The 23,071-nt window shown below is 38.8% G+C and carries 18 protein-coding genes, 1 tRNA gene and 1 pseudogene; 9 read left to right on the top strand and 11 right to left on the bottom strand.

Annotated elements, in window-relative coordinates; translation table 11 throughout:
• Nucleotides 1–7: 7 nt before the first annotated feature.
• From gatA to KTH84_RS15750, 3 genes are all read left to right on the top strand, one after another.
• The gene (gene gatA, locus KTH84_RS15760) at nt 8–1,486 is read left to right on the top strand and encodes an Asp-tRNA(Asn)/Glu-tRNA(Gln) amidotransferase subunit GatA (RefSeq protein ID WP_202743430.1); all 1,479 of its coding nucleotides are present in this window, start codon (nt 8–10) and stop codon (nt 1,484–1,486) included.
• Complete coding sequence (gatB, locus tag KTH84_RS15755; RefSeq protein WP_262474086.1) at nt 1,486–2,955, top strand: Asp-tRNA(Asn)/Glu-tRNA(Gln) amidotransferase subunit GatB; 1,470 nt, start codon at nt 1,486–1,488, stop codon at nt 2,953–2,955. Before gatA ends, gatB begins: the two co-directional genes overlap by 1 nt.
• Nucleotides 2,956–3,125: 170 nt before the next feature.
• Entirely contained in the window at nt 3,126–3,704 is a 579-nt protein-coding gene (locus KTH84_RS15750; RefSeq protein WP_262474084.1) for a DJ-1/PfpI family protein, read from the top strand.
• Between the two features lie 110 nt (nt 3,705–3,814).
• On the opposite strand, the gene KTH84_RS15745 is transcribed toward KTH84_RS15750, so the two are convergent.
• The 3 genes from KTH84_RS15745 to KTH84_RS15735 all read right to left on the bottom strand — a co-directional run bounded on the left by KTH84_RS15745 (nt 3,815) and on the right by KTH84_RS15735 (nt 6,318).
• A complete protein-coding gene (locus KTH84_RS15745) occupies nt 3,815–4,333 on the bottom strand; it encodes a hypothetical protein (RefSeq protein WP_003655319.1) in 519 nt (172 codons plus the stop codon).
• 110 nt (nt 4,334–4,443) lie between these two features.
• Nucleotides 4,444–5,214, bottom strand: a complete 771-nt coding sequence (locus tag KTH84_RS15740; protein WP_262474082.1) for a hypothetical protein — start codon at nt 5,212–5,214, stop codon at nt 4,444–4,446.
• 39 nt (nt 5,215–5,253) lie between these two features.
• A complete protein-coding gene (locus KTH84_RS15735) occupies nt 5,254–6,318 on the bottom strand; it encodes a DUF1176 domain-containing protein (protein ID WP_262474080.1) in 1,065 nt (354 codons plus the stop codon).
• Nucleotides 6,319–6,440: 122 nt separating this feature from the next.
• Here KTH84_RS15735 and KTH84_RS15730 point away from each other — a divergent pair.
• A pseudogene (locus KTH84_RS15730) lies at nt 6,441–7,195 on the top strand (DUF4850 domain-containing protein).
• A 39-nt stretch (nt 7,196–7,234) separates the two neighbouring features.
• Here the strand turns inward: KTH84_RS15730 and sbmA are convergent.
• The 6 genes from sbmA to KTH84_RS15700 all read right to left on the bottom strand — a co-directional run bounded on the left by sbmA (nt 7,235) and on the right by KTH84_RS15700 (nt 13,355).
• The gene (gene sbmA, locus KTH84_RS15725; protein WP_262474078.1) at nt 7,235–8,431 is read right to left on the bottom strand and encodes a peptide antibiotic transporter SbmA; all 1,197 of its coding nucleotides are present in this window, start codon (nt 8,429–8,431) and stop codon (nt 7,235–7,237) included.
• Between the two features lie 236 nt (nt 8,432–8,667).
• Complete coding sequence (locus tag KTH84_RS15720) at nt 8,668–9,903, bottom strand: threonine ammonia-lyase (RefSeq protein ID WP_262474077.1); 1,236 nt, start codon at nt 9,901–9,903, stop codon at nt 8,668–8,670.
• A gap of 203 nt (nt 9,904–10,106) precedes the next feature.
• Nucleotides 10,107–11,081: a patatin-like phospholipase family protein gene (locus KTH84_RS15715; protein ID WP_042897707.1), complete on the bottom strand. Its 975-nt coding sequence runs from the start codon at nt 11,079–11,081 to the stop codon at nt 10,107–10,109.
• A 170-nt stretch (nt 11,082–11,251) separates the two neighbouring features.
• The gene (locus tag KTH84_RS15710; protein WP_133971942.1) at nt 11,252–12,727 is read right to left on the bottom strand and encodes an alanine/glycine:cation symporter family protein; all 1,476 of its coding nucleotides are present in this window, start codon (nt 12,725–12,727) and stop codon (nt 11,252–11,254) included.
• Between the two features lie 99 nt (nt 12,728–12,826).
• A complete protein-coding gene (locus tag KTH84_RS15705) occupies nt 12,827–12,994 on the bottom strand; it encodes a hypothetical protein (RefSeq protein ID WP_133971940.1) in 168 nt (55 codons plus the stop codon).
• A 157-nt stretch (nt 12,995–13,151) separates the two neighbouring features.
• Complete coding sequence (locus KTH84_RS15700) at nt 13,152–13,355, bottom strand: hypothetical protein (RefSeq protein WP_202743440.1); 204 nt, start codon at nt 13,353–13,355, stop codon at nt 13,152–13,154.
• A 507-nt stretch (nt 13,356–13,862) separates the two neighbouring features.
• On the opposite strand from KTH84_RS15700, the gene KTH84_RS15695 reads away from it, so the two are divergent.
• Nucleotides 13,863–14,570, top strand: coding sequence for a nitroreductase (locus tag KTH84_RS15695; protein ID WP_133971936.1), 708 nt, complete (start codon nt 13,863–13,865; stop codon nt 14,568–14,570).
• Between the two features lie 25 nt (nt 14,571–14,595).
• Here the strand turns inward: KTH84_RS15695 and KTH84_RS15690 are convergent, their stop codons facing one another.
• Nucleotides 14,596–15,810 carry a multidrug effflux MFS transporter gene (locus KTH84_RS15690; RefSeq protein ID WP_042897713.1) on the bottom strand — a complete coding sequence of 405 codons (1,215 nt, stop codon included), beginning with the start codon at nt 15,808–15,810 and terminating at the stop codon, nt 14,596–14,598.
• Nucleotides 15,811–15,936: 126 nt separating this feature from the next.
• Between KTH84_RS15690 and yccS the strand changes: the two genes are divergently transcribed.
• From yccS to KTH84_RS15670, 4 genes are all read left to right on the top strand, one after another.
• Nucleotides 15,937–18,111, top strand: a complete 2,175-nt coding sequence (gene yccS / locus KTH84_RS15685; protein ID WP_262474072.1) for a YccS family putative transporter — start codon at nt 15,937–15,939, stop codon at nt 18,109–18,111.
• A gap of 100 nt (nt 18,112–18,211) precedes the next feature.
• Nucleotides 18,212–18,787, top strand: coding sequence for an SdpI family protein (locus KTH84_RS15680; protein ID WP_042897716.1), 576 nt, complete (start codon nt 18,212–18,214; stop codon nt 18,785–18,787).
• A gap of 156 nt (nt 18,788–18,943) precedes the next feature.
• Nucleotides 18,944–21,526, top strand: a complete 2,583-nt coding sequence (locus KTH84_RS15675; protein WP_262474070.1) for a sulfite reductase flavoprotein subunit alpha — start codon at nt 18,944–18,946, stop codon at nt 21,524–21,526.
• A gap of 114 nt (nt 21,527–21,640) precedes the next feature.
• The gene (locus tag KTH84_RS15670; RefSeq protein WP_262474069.1) at nt 21,641–22,426 is read left to right on the top strand and encodes a YdcF family protein; all 786 of its coding nucleotides are present in this window, start codon (nt 21,641–21,643) and stop codon (nt 22,424–22,426) included.
• A 568-nt stretch (nt 22,427–22,994) separates the two neighbouring features.
• Here KTH84_RS15670 and KTH84_RS15665 read toward each other — a convergent pair.
• Nucleotides 22,995–23,070 (bottom strand) — tRNA-Val (locus KTH84_RS15665).
• Nucleotide 23,071: the final 1 nt, after the last annotated feature.

Below are 23,071 nucleotides of genomic sequence, written 5' to 3'. Positions count from 1 at the left end.
TTTACTCATGACTGATTTACATCGCTTATCAATTCGTGAACTTGCTGAGGGCTTAAGCCAAGCGAAGTTTTCATCTCGCGAACTGACTGAACACTATTTAAAACGTATTGCTAAAATCGACTCACAAGTTAAAAGCTATGTGACGGTTACACCTGAACAAGCGCTTGCAGAAGCAGACGCTGCCGATGCTGCATTAAAAGCTGGTAATGCAACAGCTCTAACGGGTATTCCTCTGGCACATAAAGATATTTTTTGTACCAAAGGCATTAAAACAACTGCTGGTTCAAAAATTCTTGATAACTTCATCTCTCCTTACGATGCAACGGTTGTTGAAAAAACTAAAGCTGCTGGTCTAGTCACTTTAGGTAAAGTGAACATGGACGAGTTTGCGATGGGTTCAACTTCGGAAAGCTCATATGTAGGTGCAACGAACAACCCATGGGCACTTGATCATGTTCCGGGGGGTTCATCTGGTGGTTCTGCTGCGGCAGTAGCAGCTGATTTAGCGCCTTTTGCAACGGGTACTGACACAGGTGGCTCAATTCGTCAACCTGCATCATTCTGTGGCTTAACAGGCTTAAAACCAACCTATGGTCGTGTATCTCGTTTCGGGATCATTGCCTATGCATCATCACTTGACCAAGCAGGTCCAATGGCACGTTCTGCTGAAGACTGTGCTTACCTGATGAATGTAATGGCAGGTCACGATGCAAAAGACTCAACTTCTGTTAAAAAAGAAGTTGATGACTACGTTGCAAACTTAAATGGCACATCTGTAAAAGGCTTACGTATTGGTATTCCTAAACAGTATTTCAACGTGGCTGGTTTAGATGCTGACGTAAAAGCTCGTGTTGAAGAGTCTTTGAAAAAGCTTGAAGAAATGGGCGCAACTCTTGTTGAGATTGATCTCAACATGACTGAAGCCTATGTTCCAACGTATTACCTCATCGCACCAGCAGAAGCATCTTCTAACTTGTCTCGTTACGATGGTGTTCGCTACGGCTATCGCTGTGAAAACCCAGCTGACTTGATGGACCTTTACAAGCGTTCGCGTTCAGAAGGTTTTGGTCCAGAAGTTCAACGCCGTATCTTAATTGGTACCTATGCCCTCTCTGCGGGTTATTACGATGCTTACTATGTGAAAGCGCAAAAAGTACGTCGTTTAATTCAACAAGACTTCTTAAAAGCATTTGAAAATGTAGACGTGATTGCTGCTCCCTCTGCACCAACGACTGCTTATAAGATTGGCGCAAACTTAAGTCCAACTGAAATGTATTTAGGCGATATCTATACACTTGCAGTGAACTTAGCAGGCTTACCAGCGATTAATGCTCCTGTTGGTTTTGACAAAGACAGCTTACCTGTCGGCTTACAGTTGATTGGTAACTACTGGTCCGAATCACAATTGTTGTCAATTGTTCATCAATACCAACAAAATACTGACTGGCATACCAAACGTGCGGCAATTGCTGAGGAGAATGCATAATGGCTGAAGCTCAAAAGTTGAAATTGATTGACGGTTGGGAAGTCGTTATTGGTATCGAAATCCACACTCAGCTTGCAACCAACTCTAAAATTTTCTCTGGTTCATCGACTGAATTCGGTCAAGACCCAAACACTCAAGCGAGCCTTGTAGACTTGGCCATGCCAGGTGTTTTGCCTGTTCTCAATCAAAAAGTGGTTGATCTTGCGATTCGCTTTGGTTTGGGTATCGATGCATACATCGACCAAGCTTCTGTGTTCGCACGTAAAAACTATTTCTATCCTGACTCGCCAAAAGGCTACCAAATTAGCCAGATGGATAACCCGATTGTTGGCTTGGGCCATGTTGATATCCAGCTTGAAGATGGCACAATCAAACGTATTGGCGTAACACGTGCTCACCTTGAAGAAGATGCGGGTAAATCTATTCATGACCAATTTGAAGGCATGTCTGGCATTGACTTAAACCGTGCTGGTACGCCGTTACTTGAAATCGTATCTGAACCAGATATGCGTTCGGTTGAAGAAGCTGTGGCTTACATCAAATCAATTCACACACTTGTGCGTTGGTTAGGTATTTCTGACGGTAACATGGCTGAAGGTTCATTCCGTGCAGACTGTAACGTGTCTTTACGTCGTCCGGGACAGCCATTTGGTACACGCTGTGAGTTGAAAAACCTCAACTCATTCCGTTTCATCGAGCAAGCGATCAATGTTGAAATTGAACGCCAAATGGAAATTTTGGAATACGGCGGAAGCATCGACCAAGAAACACGTTTATTCGATCCAAACAAAATGGAAACGCGTTCAATGCGTTCTAAAGAAGAAGCGAATGATTACCGCTACTTCCCAGATCCAGACTTGTTACCAGTGATTATTGCAGATGAGCAAATTGAAGCTGCTCGTGCTGCGCTTCCAGAGCTACCTGCTGCACGCCGTGCACGCTTTATCGCAGACTTTGGTGTAACTGAGTACGATGCACATGTACTTACGCTCTCACGCGAAATGGCGGACTTTTTCGAGGCTGTTGTGGCTGCTGCGGGCGGTGCCGCACAAGGTAAAGTATCTGCAAACTGGGTAATGGGTGAATTCTCAGGTGCTTTAAACAAAGCAAACCTAGACTTAGCAGACTCACCTGTTTCTGCTGAACAGCTTGGTGGCATGATTGCACGTATTGTTGATAACACCATCAGCGGTAAGATTGCGAAACAAGTCTTTGGCTTTATGTGGGAATCGGAAGGTAAATCTGCCGATGACATTATTGCGGAAAAAGGCTTAAAGCAAGAAACCGACACTGGTGCGATTGAAGCAATCATTAAAGAAGTACTTGCAGCCAATGAAAAAATGGTTGAAGAATACAAGTCTGGTAAGGAAAAAGCCTTTAACGGTCTGGTAGGTCAAGTCATGAAAGCTTCTAAGGGTAAAGCCAATCCTACTCAAGTAAATGAACTAATGAAGAAATTGATTGGTTAATTTCATTAGCTAACTCAATAAAAAAGCCTCGATTTATCGGGGCTTTTTTATATGGCCTACAAGATACACTTCGACTAAAGAATATTCTTTTTTCTAAAAAATCACATAGCGGCTGTGCTAATTTAAATTAAAACTTTAGATAACTTATATTTTAAAAAGAGGGATCAATCATGTCTAAAAAAATTCTAATGTTGGTCGGTGACTATGCCGAAGACTATGAAACTATGGTTCCTTTCCAGTTCCTAACTGGTTTAGGTTATACCGTGCATGCAGTTTGCCCAAATAAAAAGAATGGTGACCATATTGCGACGGCTATTCATGATTTTGAAGGTGACCAAACCTATAGCGAAAAACGTGGTCACAACTTTGCCATTAATTATGATTTTAATGCCGTTAATACCGAAGACTATATAGGTTTAGTCATTCCAGGTGGTCGTGCGCCAGAATATTTACGCATGAATGAACGTGTTATCGAAATTGTGCGTGAGTTTGATCGAGTGAAAAAACCAATTGCAGCCGTATGCCATGGTGCTCAGTTACTTGCTGCGGCAGACGTACTAAAAGACCGATTGTGTTCTGCTTACCCTGCATGTGCTGCCGAAGTAAAATTAGCTGGTGGACAATACGCAGATATTGCTGTGACCGAAGCTATTACAGATGGAAATTTAGTGACTGCGCCTGCTTGGCCTGCACATCCCGTTTGGTTAGCGCAGTTTGTAAAAGTTTTAGGGGCGACGATTAGTATTTAAGTGGGTTTTGCCATTCAAGCCACTAAAAATAAAACCTGCTATTAGTTAGAGACCAATTTCATCTAATAGCAGGTTACATTCATTTATTTGAAAAGCAGAAAACTAGATTTTTATCTTGTGATCCCTAACTTATTCCAAATTTCTGGTGTTAAAAACGTTGTTACTAATTTATTTAAATCGATATAGCGTAATGTACCCTGCAACTGCTGTTTAACTGCTGGGTCTTTAACAATATCTTCACCCGCGCTTTGACCTAACTGCTGAAAAGCCTCTCCAACCGCTTTAACACCTTCCGCTTGAATCACAGCTTTGGTTTGAGCAGAACATTGCTCCACAATCACACGTTGTAAAACCTGAGCCAATTTTTGGTCTAACTGATCTTTTTGCTCAGGTGTTACATTACTAAATGCTTTTAAATCTGGATGAGCAGCTAAAGCCGTAAATGTCCATTGAAGTACTGTGGTCTTGTCTGAAGTGGTTGTGGCCTTAACTAAACAGTCACTCAATTGATCGACCGTTGGGCCAGCCATCGCAATTTGTGTTGTACCTAGTACAGCAACAGCCATACAAACTGAACGGCTCAAATGTGAAAACTTACGGCGGGCAATCGCATAAACATGACGTGACATAGGTCTAGCTCCAATAAACAATCTGTTCTTTGTATCACAGAGCGAGTGGAGTTACCTGTTATGACTCTGTAAATCGTCTCATTCTTCAAATTAATCAACTGATTTAATCCTTATCCCATTCCCGCATAATTCCATGTTTCAGGAATGCTCGGTTGTTCTGGCGCTTTATTTAAGTCAATATTTAAGTTTCTATTGCCCTTATATGATTTCTCACCTGAATCTGAGGCGGGTGATACGCCCAAACTATAACGATAGCGAAATTGCCACAATAACGGTTTGATGGGACGAATATCCAGACTTAAAGAATCCTCATCATGACAATTTCCTTTGGAACTTTCATAATCTTGCTCAGAAAAACAGGCTCTGATCATCCGACTAAAACTAAATGGATAGTTCGTAATAAACTGGTGTGTCTTTCCAGAATCTGTTAACTCATAAAAACTCGCACGCTCAATATTTGCACCGCCTCCTGAATACATTTCAGAAAATGAGTCGATTACAGCAATGGCATAACGGTTTTGGGCCATAGGAAAAAGCTTGGGAAAAATAAATTGCCCAACAGATGTGCCCTCCTTTTGATTAGAAAGATCTACATGCCACTGTCTCAATACTTTGAGCCCCGCCGCAGAGTGATTAAATTGAATAATATCGCCACCAGACAGAAGCCATAATTTCTGATCTACTGTTTTTAAAATCCGCCATTGATCAGGATGCTCGCAAATATTTTTAACTTGTATACAAACTTGGTCCTGCTCATTTTGGCTTAACTGTGTTTTTTTAAACTCTAAAATATCTAAAGGTGCAGCAAAAGCAGGACTGGCAAAACAAGCAAATATTCCAGCTACAACCAAGAAAGCTATCTCTATTTTCCTTTTAATCATTTATTCTTTTCCTAAAGATATTTTTAGTCGACCACTAAGCTATTTGACAATAGACTCAATTTTATCAAGCTCCCACACGCCCCCTGCTGCCAAACCTTTGCACATGCCTGTCCACATATCTTTCGTATGTACAAACTTTTGCCCATCCCATACCCATTCTTCACTCGCCCAGCAATCTCCAATGCCTCTTCCCTTTTGAGCACTACTAATAATTCCACTGTCAAAATCCGATGCTGTCTCAGTTACAAAAGTGGCTTTACCAGTCAAAGACTCATCAAGTACCCAAGCACCATTCCCTTCGTTATAGGCACCTCTCCAACATAGAATGGTCGCCAGAACTTTCTTATTGGTCAGTTTATACAACTCGATTTTTTGTGGTTCAGCGCCATCACTACCACCATAGATTCCCTCGCAAAAACCTTGTTCTTTAGGGTTCGCTTGAGCTGCCATCAAGCTACGGTGTATTGCTTGATATTGTTTACTGTTTGGCTGTAACGTCAAATATGGCTTAGCCGCTGTTTTGACATGCTTTACTATTAATTTGGGTTGAGCTGCTAACACTTTAGCTTCATTGGTATTTCCCTTTTTAACCAAAGCACCGACCGTTCCTATACGCTTTTGGAAGTCATCCATTTTTAGTAAAACAGCAGTCATTCCTGCATCAGAAATTTTCCATTGATGCTGTGCATTTTTAAATACAATTTCAGTTTTTTGTTTAGACTGCTGGAGTAAAGCGTTGACTTGCGAATTGTTCAATTTACCCATTAATGGCAGCTCAACACCATCTACAGTAACGGTGCCTAAATCTTTGCCATTCACATAAAAGTGGATATTTTTAAGCTGACTTGCAGGCAAGCTTTGCTCATAGTCTGATAAAGCAAATTCAGCCTGTACTGGTTGCTTTGGGCCCGCTTGACGCATTAGTAAAATTGAAGCAGGATTATCACCATTTTCTTCATTTTGATAACCTGCTGCCTTACAAGTTCCAGTGTTGCTACAAGAGATTTCCCACTCTTGGTGTGAAAATGAAATGCCTTTTATTTCTTGAGCAAAACTATAAGAACTAATAGCTGATAAACAGCAGATTGAAAGCATTTTTTTCATTGTTTCATGTCTCTACAGATCTGTTTTATTATTAAATTAAAACAGTTTAAAATTTTGGGTTACCGTCTAGTTTAAAAGAATATGCTAGGTTGATATAAAATTTAAATGATTACTTTCCAAAAATGAAAAAACTGATTTTTTTATCATATATAGCATTCTTCAGTATCACTTCGAGTGCTTATGCCGAAGTAGAAAGCTTTACGCCTCATTTTCCAAAATTTTCTAGCTCTGCCGCACCCCGCAAAGCAGATAATCAGTTCTACAAGCTTGGAGAGGCAAAATTTTTAAATAGCGTTACAGTACCGTTTTATGGTGTTACTGCGCTAAGCCCAACAGATGATGGGTTACTTAAAGATTTTGAAAAATGCACACTAAAAAATTGCCACTTTAATTTTAAACTCGATGCTCAACATGCCAAGCAGCTTAAGCTTCTTGCATTACCTGAAATAGGGTTAGTGCTTGTGCCTAGAAATTGGCAAGACGTGCAAGCAAATGCGGGTGCCAATGGTAGTGTAGTGGTTTTGCCTTAACAATGAGCTCAGACCAAAAACAGGCCATAGAACTTTACGATTCTTCTTTTTGTGTCGGCTGTGGACTACCAAACGCAACGCTCTATTTTCCAGAGCTTTTAAAAGAAAGTGTTGAAAATGAATTTGGTGGTTATAAAGACTCTAAAAAACTGATCAATATTGTTCATCCATCTAAGAAAATAGCTTTTTTTAGTTATCAAATTCCCCAACTTAATAATAAAACACATGGCATTGCGAAATATTACGACGAAGACACGTTTAACTATAAAGAGATTCAAGTGACTTTAGATAAATCGCAACAACCATTAGTAGGCCCTATTCTCAATTTTTATAATACAACTCATTAATTTAATGCCCATAAAAAACCCGCTTTCGCGGGTTTTCTTTTATTTGTGTAGTATCGATTCAAAGGCTTTTAAACGTTTATAAATCGAGAGTAGTTCAATAATTGTTTTCCATGAACTAATTAAATATTGGAAAGATTCACGTACACGTCCAAACACATTTGCAATTTGTTGAATTAAACCTAATGTAAGTTTACCAGCAGCAATTGATGGGAAAAGAACAACCAAGTTGTACAAAACATCAAGTTGGCCATACCAAATTGCTGTCATATTAAAATAGGCATAGTGGAAATAAAGTCTAAAATAGTTTTTACGTACATTACTAAATAATTCACGCAAGGTAGCAGGTTTTGCGCGGTCTGCATGGTCTTCGCCATAGACCAATTCCTTACGATATGCAGCCTCTACTTTCTGATTATTAAATTGCAAGCCTGGTAACTTTACGCCTACGACCATTAACAGAACGGTACCGAAAATTGACCATACTATTGCAGCCCATACTAAAGAATGATTTAACTCACCAACAATGGGTAAAACAGGCACATGTTTAGACAATTGGAATAAAATGGGTAAGAAAGCAATTAAAGTAATTAGAGCTTTTACCAATTCGACTCCTAAATCTTCCAAAATAGTTGCAAAACGCATTGTATCTTCTTGCACACGTTGTGAGGCACCTTCTACATGACGCAGCTTTTCCCAATGTTCTGTGTAGTATTCATTCATTGCCGTACGCCAACGAAATACATAATGACTGGTAAAAAAAGCATTAATCACGGCTAGAGTTACAGCCACCATTGCAATATAAAGAAACACTAAGGTCTCGCTATAAAGTGCCGAAACATTTCCCCCGCCACTTGAAAGCATCTTCTGGATTAAATCCCAAAATGGTACATACCATGCATTAATTGCAACACTGACCTGAACAGCAAACCAGATATTGAACAAAATAAATGCAGAACCCCATATAGACCAACGCTGCCATGGATTATTAGAAATAATTTTCCAAAAACCAGCAAAAAGAGCAGTAGAGACTAAAAACCAGAGATAGAACCATAAAAATGCAGGTGACCAAAATCGACTTACACCAATAGGTAACTCAGCCTCTGCATAACCATGAGGAAAGCCTAAATACTCCCCCCAATGATCCCCACCTGTATACCAGAGCACCATATTTAGCGCGAGCCAAACGACCACTGATATAAAAAAATATCGTGGTGATGGAAAAAATGATTTGAACATTAAGCGTGGATATCCTTATATTTCTTCAAATTTACAATGAGAAGAATACTAAAACCTAAACCTTAAAATTGTGAAGTGCAAAGTTTAGAGAATTGTCAGTTTTTCTCGTTTCATTGAAGGATTTGATCGTTTTTTTGTAAATTCATCCCTTTTGAGCAATTTAATCCATTTAAATTGCCTTGTATATGACCCTCAATAGAGCCATATACAGCTTTTATAACACAGCAATACAGAGATTAAATCTCTTCTTTACGAACAATATAGCCTTCCAACTGCATTGCCTGAATGAGCAAATCTAGGTCTGAGGCACTTTTAAGCTCAACGTCAACGCTTACTGCACTTTCCTTAGCACGGCTTGTAGCCGCGAATCGCTCATGGCGAAGTTCATAAATATTACCGCCTTGCTCAGCAATAATTGCGGTTAAACGAGCTAAAGCCCCCGGATTATCTGGTAATTCAACACGGATACGAACCATACGACCTGTACGCGTTAAGTGACGTTGTAATACTGAGACCATAACGCGTGTATCAATATTGCCACCAGACAGTACCACACCCAATTTATGGCCTAAAAATAAATCTGGACGAGACATAATCGCAGCAATACCTGTTGCACCAGCCCCTTCACACACCGTTTTTTCAATATTGAGTAACAGCGCAATTGCCTCTTCAATCATGTCTTCAGTGACAACAACAATGTCATCAACATATTCTTTAGCAACTTGGGTCGTAAGCTCACCTGGGGTTTTAACTGCAATACCTTCAGCAACTGTTGAACCCATTGAAACAGCAAGTTGATAGTTACAAAGCAACTTAGCCATACTTGGGTAAACGACTGACTGCACCCCAATAATTTTAATTTTTGGATTTATGGCTTTGGCAGCAATCGCAATACCTGAAATTAAGCCACCGCCACCAATTGGCACCACTAAAATGTCTAGATCAGGCACAGCTGCAAGCATTTCGAGTGCAATGGTTCCTTGACCTGCAATGATTTCTGCATCATCAAACGGGTGGATAATCGTTAAAGACTCTTCTTGAGCAATGCGATGCATTTCAGCAGCAGCTTCAGAAAAATCTTGCCCATGTAAAATTACCCGTGCTCCATATTCACGCACTCGCTGCACTTTTACATTAGGCGTAGACTTCGGCATCACAATGGTCGCTGTTACACCTGTGCGCTGAGCATGATAGGCTACACCTTGCGCATGATTACCTGCCGAAGCTGCAATAACGCCATTTTGCTTTTCTTGGTCAGATAAACACAGCAGTTTATTTAGAGCACCCCGTTCTTTAAACGAAGCTGTAAATTGTAAGTTTTCAAATTTCAGCCACATCTCAGCCCCTAAGGTTTTAGAAATGGTTTCTGAGAAAACAAAAGGAGTTTTTACGACTAAACCTTCCAAACGCTCTGCGGCAGCATGAACATCATCTAATGTTGGAAACTCATTTTTAACCTGTTGCTGTATCATCTATCTAGTCAGCCTCAATACATTACAAATCAATTGTTTTTTAAAAATGACTTCAATATTTCATATTGGTCATCAGAGTTTTCAGCATATCCAACATGTACTTAATATACAAAAATTTTTATTCCAAAAATTAAGGATTTAAACTCACATAAAAAAAGCCCTACTTAGGCTTTTTATTTAATTTTCAAAAGATTAACGTTAAATTATTGAGTTTGCGCACTTAAGCCATCTGTAGACATATTCTGTTCAGCTATTTTTTCATCAATAGCAAATTGAATATCGGAAAGTTTAGCGTTAGCTGCATCTATGCCCGATTTCATGGTGGCTTCACGGCCTTTCACATCAAAAATATGCGCTTTTTCTCTTAAATCTGGCTGAATAACAACATCTGCATATTGTAATTCTTCTGCCGCTAGGCGACCTTGCATAATATTAATATTCTGGTTAAACAAACCCCAGACATTCGATGTTTCTGTATAAATAGGCTGAGCTAAAATATCAACCGCAATAATCACATCAGCGCCTAAATCTCGTGCGACTTCAACGGGTACTGGACTGACTAAGCCGCCATCTACATATTCAGATTTGCCAATTTTAGTGGGTACAAACATGCTAGGAATTGAAGCAGATGCCCTAACCGCTTGTCCCGTATTCCCATAGTTAAATACGGTTTTAGTGCCATGCTTTAATTCTGTTGCAACCACATACATTGGAATTTTCATTTTTTCGAGTGGCATGTTGTTAACTTGCTGGTTAACGTAGTTTTCTACTTTTTTACCATCAAAAAAACCTTTTAGCCCGATACTAATATCACGCACATCGCCAGCTTTCATTTTTAATGCGGTATCACGTAATTGAGCAGGACTTTTACCGCTTGCATAAAGTGCTCCAACAATACTACCGGCACTGGTACCTACAATAAAATCTGGCCGAATACCATGTTGTTCTAAAACCTCAATAACACCGATATGGGCATAACCTCGTGCTCCACCGCTACCCAATACGAGCGCAACAACTGGACGTTTTTGCTGTTTTTTAATTCGCGCAAATGGCTGATCAACAGAGCGAGCATAAGCCTCCGCTGTTGGTGATTTTAGAGCAGCAGATAAGTGTGTAGTGGTCTGGCACCCTGCCAACACAATAGAGAGTCCGAGAACCCACAATTTAAGCTGTTTCATGGCCTATCTTCGCACTATGAGGTTTAAGTTCGGATTGCAATTTTAGTTGTTAGTCTCGTGAAAAGCTGTATCGAATTTATTTAATTTGTCATGTTTAAAATTTAGACTCAAGTATTTTATCTATACCCTTATGAAAAAGGCCCCTTATTTATAAGAGGCCTTTTTTAAACTTACCAGATATCTGAATCAACTTTTTTCTTCAATTCCGGATACTTATCAATTTTAAACTCAGGCTCTTTAATGCCTTTTTTCAATTGTTCACGGTAATCTTTCAACAATGTGCGTGCCATCGGCGTTAATAGTACGATTGCAATCAAGTTAATGGTTGCCATGATACCCATAAACAAGTCAGCCATAGACCAAACGAGCGGAACACTACCAATTGCACCAAAGTACACCATCACCAATACAAAAATACGGAAGATGAACATTACTTTCGGATTGTTATTAATAAACTGTACATTACCTTCTGCATAGGCATAGTTACCTAGTACAGCTGAATAACAGAATAAGAATAATAGAACTGCAAGGAAGTCTGAGCCCCAATGTCCAACTTGAGTTTCTAAGGCACGTTGTGTTAATTCAACACCGACAAAAGCTGTATCTTGATAAACACCAGAAACCAAAATGATGATTGCAGTACTTGTACATACAATGAAAGTATCTACAAATACACCGAGCATTTGTACCAAACCTTGGTTTACAGGATGTTTTACATCAGATGCAGCAGCAGCGTTTGGTGCAGAACCCATACCAGCTTCGTTAGAGAATAAACCACGCTTAATCCCTTGCATCATTGCCATTGATACTGCCGCACCAAAGAAACCACCTGCTGCAGAATTAAAATTGAAAGCTTCGGTCACAATCAGCTTTAAAATATCAGGCAAAATTGCATAGTTACTGATTGCAATATATAGAGCAACAGCTAGGTAAAGACCTGCTTTTAAAGGTACAAACATCTCTGCAAATTTAGCGATACGTTTAATACCACCAAAAATTGCTAATGCCACTAAAACGACAAGAGCAAGGCCAACCCATGAAATTTCTAGATCAACGCCACCTAAATGAGCAATAAGATTAGCTTTGTCCCAACCCCAAGCATGTGAAGATGCATTAGCAATCGCATTGATTTGAACTGAGTTGAATACGAAACCATAGGTAAAGATCAATGCAAGTGCGAAGACCACACCAAAGGTTTTACTGCGTAAACCTTGAGTAATATAGTAGGCTGGTCCACCGCGGAACTGTTTAGTCTTACTATCTCTAACTTTAAATAGTTGAGCAAGTGTAGACTCAATAAAAGCAGAACTCATACCAAGAACAGCAGTAACCCACATCCAGAACACTGCACCAGGACCACCAATTGCGATGGCAATTGCTACACCAGCAATATTACCAACCCCAACACGGCTCGCAAGGCCTGTTACAAACGCCTGAAAAGGTGTAAGACCATGCTCATCTGCTCCTTCTGTACGACTGCTTTTCATAACACGGATACTTTGCAAGAACATGCGAATTTGCACTGCACCTGTTAAGACCGTATAAAAAATACCTACAGCCAGCAAGAAAATAACCAAAAAGTCCCATAAAGGGTCATTAAAAAATTTTACCCACGACATCAGTGTGGCATTGAGTTGTTCATTCATACTCGGTCCGCTTACGTTCCTTGCTAATGTGCTAAGAGCACATGCCAAAATACTGCAATAAACAAAAAAGCCCCAAAAAACCGGGACTTTTCAGTAAATTCAAGAAAAAACTTTTAATGTCAATTGAATAGCAATTATCGTCACAAGTTTAAGCAACATCATGCCCAACACTAAGCCTTTGAAGGTTGCATGAGAGAAAGCGACCTTCAGATAAAATAATATCATTGCACGACTGAACTTTTCCGCTTTCGGAAAAACAGCATGCATCGACTCAGCTGTAAACTTGGAAACTAACAAATGACCACCGCTAAATAAACTCGTCTAATGATTCCCATCAATTAAGCGAGTTATACAAAATCTGGATTTAAGCCAATAAGCATATTTACATATACTTTTGAGCAAATGTCTAAACTGGATATAAATTTCAAAGACTGTAACAAGCGATCGCCATAACGCGACTATCTGCGCCCTGATCTTCATGATCAAAGAAGAGTGCGTTGAGACCTGTACTAAGCTGTTGTATTTTTTGTGACTCAGTAGCTGCGTGAGTTACGTTCATTTTCATGGTTGCAATGGTAATCGCCAATCCTTGTTTCATGAACTGCTTGTTGATGAGTGGTAGACTCATGTAAAGCTCCTATACCTCGTGTATTTCTCCATTTCTGCACCTAAATCCTTTTTGTAAAGGGATTTTGTTTGCAGCCAATATTTCCTAACGTGAGTATGGAGAAATCATACCTGCGTAAAAAAGTCGGTATTATGCAGAAATTTAACGTTTTGTGTATATTTTTCATTAAAGTTTTATATAAAAAACGGTCATATTTTATATAAAACTATCCGTTTTGTACTGTTTTTAAACATATTATACCTTTTTTTCAATTGAATATTTTTCACCCACTCACTGTTATGCTTTTATTTTTATAACCGACAAAATCACTCTATTTTGTCTATTTAAATCTAAAGTGGCATATTCGAATTATAATTAATCAGACAATATGTCTAAACTCATTAAATTATCATACCTGTAAGGATATCTCTTTTCTAATATTTTTTGCTTATAAATGAAGTACTTTCAAAACATGAAATTAAGCTTCAAAAAGTATGAAATATTTAAGGAAAAGATATAGGAGTACTCATGAATCTGGAACAAGTTCGTCTCGTTGATGAAGCTATCACTTCTCGACATTCTGTCCGCGCTTTTTTAAATACTCCAATTGAGCCAGAAGTCATTAAAAATATATTACAAGTCGCAAGTCGAGCACCTTCTGGAACAAATACTCAACCATGGAAAGTCTATGCAGTAACAGGCAACAAGCGTAATCAAATGGTTGAACGTGTCTGTGCAGCACAAATTGAAATTTCAAAAAATCCAGAACTTGCAGAACAATATAAAGAAACTTTTGCCTATTACCCTGAAAAATGGGTATCCCCTTTTATTGACCGCCGACGCGAAAATGGTTGGGGGCTCTATGGTCTACTCGACATTAAAAAAGGTGAAAAAGAAAAAATGGCTGAACAGCAGTTACGTAATTTTAAACTGTTTGATGCACCAGTCGGCCTTTTCTTTACAGTAAATAAAACGATGGGAATCGGGTCTAAAATGGATATCGCAATGATGATCCAAAACGTGATGGTTGCTGCCAAGGCGCGCGGTTTAGATACATGCCCACAAGCAGCCTGGAACCATTTCCACCCTATTGTTTTAGATGTGTTGGGTGCATCAAATGATGAAGAGCTAGTTTGTGCAATTGCGTTAGGTCATGCTGATCCCAACCACATTGTAAATACCTTCATTACTCCTAGAGAACCTGTTGAAAATTTTGCAGTTTTTCTAGACGAATAAGATCTAAGTCGCCATTCTTTTTAAACTATGAGAATGGCTTGGCTTTTACTTGCTGCGCCGCTTTTAACACGACAACAAATCCACTCAGCGTAAATAACACCATCATCACACCCATATTGAGCGATGCAGACCAAATCAGGAAGTTAAGCAGTACGCCACCCAAGAGGCCACAAGCGAATTGCATACTTCCCATAATTGCACTGGCTGTTCCTGCACGGGCACCTTGTTTAGACATTGCGAGCGCCATTGCATTTGGTCCTGTTAAACCAATGCCTGAAATAGCTAAAAATAGCCCTAACATCACAAGCCATAAAGGCGCAGCAGGAATTAAGCCCGCAATAAATACGATAATGGCGCCAGTCACTTGCACGAGTGAGCCTGCCTTTAATCGTTTAGTGATTTCAACACGTGATGTTAAATGCTTATTTAAAGATGACATCAACATAATGCCAAAAGCATTTAATCCAAAGGCATAAGCAAACTCTTGCTGATTCAGTCCATATTGATCCATAAAAACTGCTGGTGCTGAGCTGATATAACAAAATAGCGCTGCCCCAGTTAAACACCCTGCAAACATAGGTAAACGGAAACTTGAATCTTTGAAAATAGCTCCATAGAGGGTAACGACTTGATATGGTGACAGCTTGAGTCTTTTATCGATTGCCAAAGTTTCTTTAAAAAAGAAATGTACGCATAGCCAACATATGACGCCGACAATTGAAAGCGCAATAAAAATCGCTTGCCACGGAAACCAAATTAAAATCCATGCCCCAATCATAGGTGCCAAAATTGGTGCAAGTCCCATTACAATCATCATGCTTGAAAAAGCTTGTGCCGAGCCTTGAACATCTAATTTATCGCGTATTGCTGCACGAGCCATAACCACGCCGACACAGCCACCTAAAGCTTGCAAAATACGCGCAGCAATCAAGCCCCATTCATTTGTAGCCAATACGCAAAATAAGCTTGCGACCGCATAAAGTGCGAGACCAAAATAAAGTGGTTTTTTTCTACCAATCCGGTCGCTTAGAGGACCATAAACCAATTGCCCAACAGCTAAACCAAAAAAGTAAGCTGGTAGTGTATTTGCCACCATTTGCGTACTTACCCCAAAATCATGGGCCATTTGTGGCAAAGCAGGTAAGTACATATCGATGGATAATGGCCCTAAAGCCGTGAGCAAAGCGAGCAACATAATCCAGCCAATAGAGTATTGACGCTGGGCTGTTTGTTCAGACATAACGATATTTCATTTTTCAATCATTTGCATACAGACAAGCTTACACTGTCTATCGTATGATTTGTGCAACATTGGTGTAGAAATACACAAATCCTTATCACTCAGGTTGATCAGTAAGGACTTCCTTTGAAATCTTGGTTTAAACGCATAAAAAGAGCGACTTATAACACAACATTTATGTATAACGTGCGAATGCTGATCGCCTTTTCAGGAACTGCTTTCGTGCCTTATTTTCTGGGCTATCAATTAGCAACAATTCCACTTACTTTAGGTGTTGTCGCTGCAGGTTTAAGCGATATTGATGATCGCTTTTCAGTACGAATCATGAACCTGATTTATACCTATATTGGGTTCTTTGTTACCGCAGCTTCCGTACAACTACTTTTCCCCTACCCAATGGCTTTTGCTTTGGGGTTAATTGCTTCATGTATTGGCTGGATTTTATTAGGTTCGCTGGGACGTCGTTACGCAACCATCTCTTATGGATGTTTGGTTGTTTCAGTCTATACCATGCTAGGTGTTCACCTCTTCGACCACTGGTATATCCAACCTACCCTTTTAGTTGCAGGTGCTGCATGGTATGGCCTCATTGCAACCATTAGCTTTTTACTCTTTCCTGTTCGTCAACTGCAAGACAAACTGGCTGCCTCTTATGCATCGCTAGGTGATTTTCTTTTTGCGAAATCAAATTTGTTTGATGTAGATATGACTCCTGCCAGCTATCAGCAAAGTATGATCGAACTGTCATTAGAAAACGGTAAGTTAATTACGATTTTTAATGACTTAAAAACAGCTTTATTAACTCGTTTAAAAGGCGACCGTGGGCAAAAAGATACACGCCGAAGCTTACATTATTATTTTGTCGCTCAAGACATTCATGAACGTGCAGACTCCGCTCATATCGACTATCAAAAATTAGCTAAAATTTTTCAGCACAGTGATATTTTATTTAGATTCCAACGAATTTTGGCGATCCAAGGCAAAGCTTGCCAAGAGTTAAATGAATGTATCTTGCAACGTAAACCTTATAACCATAATAAAAGGTTTAAACAAAGCTTTGAAAACCTACGCCTCTCATTAGAAAAGTTACGTCGTGATCAGCATTACGACATTTTATGGGTAAATGCGCTTTTCGCTTTATACCAAAATTTAAAATCTATCGACTCCCAGTTACTCAACTTAGAAACAGAACAACACATCCAATCTGATAAAGTGAAACAAGCCGAAAACCAGCTTAAAGATGATGATCTACAAGGATGGAATGATATTGTCATTCGGATAAAACAAAATTTAACTCCTGAATCTGTGCTGTTCCGCCACGCGATTCGTGTATCGATTGTTTTATTTATTGGATATGTGCTCATCCAAATGACCAATATTGAATATGGCTACTGGATTATGCTTACAGCTCTATTTGTAAGCCAACCTAATTTTAACGCGACCAAGCGCCGCTTACGTCTACGAATTGTTGGAACATTAGTGGGTATTGTTGTTGGGCTTGCGATTATCTTTTTAATTCCTTCAACCGAAGGACAACTATTCATGTTGATAGTAAGTGGAGTCCTGTTTTTTGAATTACGCAGTAAACAATATGCGCAGGCAACGGCCTTCATCACAATTTTGGCATTAATTAACTTTAATCTAGATGGTTCAGCGATGGCTGCGGCAATTCCAAGATTTATAGATACTTTAATAGGATGTGCTTTAGCTTGGTTTGGCGTGACATTTATTTGGCCTGACTGGAAATTCCGACGCTTGCCTCGCAACATCAGGCGCTCCCTACAAGCTCAATGCAATTATTTAGCTGAAGTCGTCAGACAATATCATGAAGGCCGTAATCATGCGCTAAATTACCGGATTGTACGTCGAGCTGCACATAATACAGATGCTGAAGTTGCTTCACTTATTTCTACTTTAGCAACTGAACCAGACTTTGACCCGACTCGTAAATCCGATATTTTTGAATTCTTATGTTTAAACCATACTTTTTTAAGTTATATCGCAGCACTTGGGGCACACCGAGAAAGCCTCCAAGATCAAGCTGTTCTTAAATTATTAGACCAAGCCTTAGATGATATTCAAGGGGCTCTATTAAGAGATGAAATGCCTGATCTTACAGCACAAAATATGCTCCAAACGATACGTCAACGTCTAAGCCAAAATGATGAAAACGACCAAAAATCACTCATTATTTTACAACAACTATCGCTCATGCTTGGTGTGTTGAACCGATTTAGTATGCTAAAACAGCGTCTAAGTCATGATCTTGATAATGATGCCAGTGAGCTTGCATCATTATAAATTTGAGTCGGAATTTAGTATCAAATTGGCATAATATCCTTTCCTGACTTATGCCAATTAGTGCTAAACTTAAAACAGTTTACAATTTGTTATTTGCACTATGACCGCGAAAACTTTATACGCTTATACGCTTCAGCCTGTTCCCTATGACGTGTCAGAAGCTGAGCAACGTAATGCACAGCTTCTTATCTGGCGCAGTACTAATAAAATCAGCACAAAAATTTGGGCGATTATGGGTGTAGTTTTAGCCCTCGCTATTTTGGGTCTTGTTTTTATCAAGAACTACTCTACTATTTTTTGCTGGGTTGCTATTGTCTCTGTAGTACTTTACTACCTAGGTCGTAAATACGGATTAGAATGGTACGTTAAACGCAAAATGAATGAATTTCCGGTGCAGGAAATCAAAGGTATTCGTTTGGGCGTGCAACCTCATGGTATTGTGATGCGCCAAAAAATGGGCCAACAAGAAGGCGTTGGTACAATTGGATGGAAAAATATCTACGAATGGTACAATGCACCTGATTTCATCTTGGTAAATTTCAAAGTAAAAGATCCAAAAGGCCAAGAACAACAAGGTGCTTATATTTTACCTAAGCGCATGGATTCTAAAAATTTCTCGTTCAATACGATTCGCACGCATTTAAAAGAAGCTGTAGGCGAACCGAAAACCCTGTAAGTTTTGATTTCATAAAAAAGCCTCCTTATGGAGGTTTTTTATTGCGGTAAAAACAAATGATAATGAAAATTAATATTATCTCCAAAATCCATATTATCTACTCAATCTTCGGCTATACTTCATTACAAGATCTCCATCATATTTACATTTTCGACCATGTTTAAAAAAATTTTATTTCAAATTCATTGGTTTCTGGGTATTACTGCTGGCCTAATCTTATCCATTATGGGTGTAACAGGTGCAATTTATTCTTATGACCAACAAATTTTAAAATGGGTGAATTCTGATAGTTATGTTGTTCAAGCTGAAAACACACCAAAATTAACCCCTGCTCAGCTATATCAATATTTCAATACAACTCAGCCTGAAATTAAAATTAATAGCATTACGATTGCCAAGGACCCAACTGCTTCTTCTACTGTCAACATTGAAAAAGAAGGAGAACGCCGAGGCTACAATATGATGGTTAACCCTTATAACGCTCAGGTTCTACCCGATATTAAAGGTCGACAACTGTTGTTACTCATACAAAAAATTCACCGTAATTTAACTGCAGGCGAAGTTGGCAAGCAAATTACTGGTGCTTGTGCCTTAATGCTCATTTATTTTGTCTTGAGCGGATTATATTTACGCTGGCCTAAAAAGCATTCTGCCCGTCAATGGCTCGCAGTTAAACCAAAACTGAAAGGCCGAAATTTTATTTGGGATTTACATGCTGTTGTTGGAACATGGGTAATCATTTTTTATCTTCTTTTTGCATGTACAGGTCTATATTGGTCTTATGACTGGTGGCGTAATGGCATGTTCAAAGTGATGGGCGTTGAACAACCTAAACCTCAAAGTCATGGCGCTCCCCCTCAAAATCGAGGAATGCAACAAAACAAACGAGCTGACCATAATACTGATACAAAATCAGGACCTCAATTAGATAATACTCAGCTCATTACAGCACTTAATCAAACATGGAGTGGATTCAATAGTCAGATCGGACGTGACTATTCGACGCTAACATTGAGCCTACCTAAAAAAGATGATGGAAAAATTGAATTAAGCTTTCTCGATGCTAAACCATCACATGAACGTGCACGCAACCAAGCAATCTATAACTATAAAAATGGCAATATCGAAAAGATTGAACTTTATGAAGATAAAAAGCTTAACCAAAAGATCATGAGTAGCATGTTACCCGTGCATCGAGGTAGCTTCTTTGGACCAATTTATCAATTTGTTGCAATGCTTGCTTCATTGGCAATGCCTTTATTCTTTGTTACAGGGTTGATGCTTTATCTTAAACGCCGCAAACAGAAAAAATTAACACAGGCTGCTCGTCAGACTTTAGCAGGACAATACATTGATCCAAATGCAAAGCCTTGGCTTATTACCTACGCAACTCAAACTGGTGTAGCTGAACAACTCGCTTGGAGTACAGCAACAAGTTTACAAGAAGCTCATCAGCCAGTTCAGGTTAAACCTGTACAGCAGCTAACACAATCTGATTTAGAGCAGCATGAGCAGGTTCTATTTGTGATCAGTACTTACGGTACAGGTGATGCTCCAGACCTCGCTACAAGCTTTGCTAAAAAGCTTTTAAAAGTGAATCTGGACCTTAAGCACATGAACTATGCTGTTTTGGCACTAGGTTCTAAAGAATATCCTGATACTTATTGTAGTTTTGGTCATGCAGTAGATGCTTGGCTTAAAACGAATGGTGCTCATGCCCTCTTTAATACCGTTGAAGTTGATAATGCACACTTATCGGATATTCAAAACTGGAATCAAGCACTTGCGAAAGCAACTAAATTAGATTTGCATGCTGTAAATTTAGAAAAAGTTTTTGATACCTGGATATTACAACAACGCAACTTACTCAATCCGAATAGCTTAGGTCAACCTGCTTATAATATTGAGCTTAATGCAAAGCACGAAGCGATATGGCAAGCGGGCGATATTGCTGAAATTCAACCCGGTAATAGCCCTGAACGTATTCACGATTTTTTGCAGAAGCATCATATTCTTAAAAATGCAAAAGTTGACTCATTAGAGATTTCAATTGAGAAAGCACTTTGGAATAAAGATTTAACTGGTGAAATTGAACCATTTGCTAATCTAGATCATTTATTGGAACAGCTCCCTACGCTACCAACACGCGAATATTCAATTGCCAGCATCCCTTCCCAGCAAGTGCTTCGTTTAGTTGTTCGTCAACAATATGATGAGTCTGGAAATTTAGGGTTAGGTTCTGGGTGGCTGACTCAACATACGCAAATTAATGATGAGATTGCTTTGCGCATTCGTACCAATGAATCATTCCATCTTATTGATGACAACCGCCCTATTATTTGTATTGGTAACGGTACTGGTATTGCAGGTTTAATGAGCCTATTACATACACGTACTCGTCATGACTACACTGAAAACTGGTTAATCTTTGGTGAACGTCAAAGAGCATGTGATTTCTTCTATGCATCAACAATTGAAGCATGGCAAACAACAGGAATGCTAAAACGTCTAGATTTAGCATTTTCCAGAGATCAAGAACAACGCGTGTATGTTCAAGATGTAATCCGTCAGAATGCAGCAGAATTAGTAAGCTGGATACAACGTGGTGCTGTTCTCTATGTCTGCGGAAGTATTGATGGCATGGCAAGCGGAGTCGACCAAGCACTTGTTGAAATTCTAGGTGATGAACAGCTAGATGAATTAAGACAACAAGGTCGTTATCGCCGTGATGTTTATTAAAGCTCAATAAATTAAAAAACCGAGTAATAGCGCAAATGCTTTACTCGGTTTTTTATTGCATTCAGAATGATTTTGCATACACTGTCTGCAATTTAAATTGCAACTGTAAACACAATGCAAGTCAGTAAGTGGATCCGTATTTTCCTAGCAATCATTGGTTCGATTTTATTTCTGGATGGATTAATTTTAATTTGTCTCAATAAAATTAATGTCGGCACAATTATCCCTTTAATTTTAGGTGCTTTCTTCTGCCTCTATTCTTTATTTTATTATCATTTAGAGCGTTTTTTCTTCTATCATTACCGCTTACACACACTTTGGCGTTTCGGCTGGTTATGCCTCTGGATATGGCTAATTAGCTTAGGCTATTTTTTTGATTTTATTAAAAAGAATAAAGAAACAAGTCAAAACCTCCCTCCAGTAAAGGCAATCATTGTATTAGGTAGTGGTGTTGAAAATGGTCAACCATCCAAAACTCTTGCAAAACGATTAGATACGGCTGCCCCTATTGCTCTAAAACAGCTCCAAGCAAAAGTTGTTTTAACTGGTGGTCTTGATTTTTCAGAAAAGGAAAGCGAAGCATTAGTGATGTCGCGTTATCTAGAACAACATTATCATTTAGCAAAAGAACGAATGATACTTGAAGATAAAAGTACAAGTACTGAACTTAATCTAATGAATAGTAAACTACTATTAGCACAGCACCACATTACCCTTGACCAACCGATAGCTATTGTGACAAGTGATTTTCACACTCCACGAGCAGCAGCTATTGCTAAAAAACAAGGTTATACGCAAGTTTATACAGTGGCGGCTGAAACACCATTAGCTACTCGCTACAATTCTTGGTTACGAGAATATTTCGCTTTTGCAAGTGGATGGTTTTTTAACGAATATTAAGAATGACTTATTTCAAAACTGCTATTAAAAAATAGCAGTTTTTTTATCTGACAAATATTTGCTCTTGCTACAAATGAATTTAATGAAGCTTATAAATAATGAGCACAAATATAGATCTTTATGTACAAGCGAGTAAGGTGAGTTTAATAAGAATAAAGCACTTATTAGGTTTAAAATAAACTAAAGCTTTTAATAATTTTTTTGAAAAATATTTTTAATTTATAACTCAGACCATAATGCTTAAAACAGTCAAATAATTCGTTCAGCTATTAAATAATTCAAATTACAGATTCAAGTCGTTCAAGTCGTTCAAGTCGTTCAAGTCGTTCAAGTCGTTCAAGTCGTTCAAGTCGTTCAAGTCGTTCAAGTGTATATAACGATAAAACAAGCGACGAATGAAAATAATAATTTAAAAATTATTCATCTAGAGATATAGGCACTTTAATTTCACAATAGAAAAATTAAATTTAGAATTGTTCATATAACAAATAATTCTACATGAAAATTAAAAGTTTAAGAAAATAAGCGATTTGAATAGGAGAAGAGTTTAATTTTTTGAAAGAAATAATGGTGGGCGCTGACGGGATCGAACCGCCGACATTCTGCTTGTAAGGCAGACGCTCTACCAACTGAGCTAAGCGCCCT

The organism is Acinetobacter sp. WU_MDCI_Abxb74 (assembly GCF_025513915.1).
Lineage (GTDB): Bacteria > Pseudomonadota > Gammaproteobacteria > Pseudomonadales > Moraxellaceae > Acinetobacter > Acinetobacter calcoaceticus_C.
The sequence above is the reverse complement of the archived record's forward strand: the minus strand, read 5'-3'. Positions and strand labels throughout refer to the sequence as shown.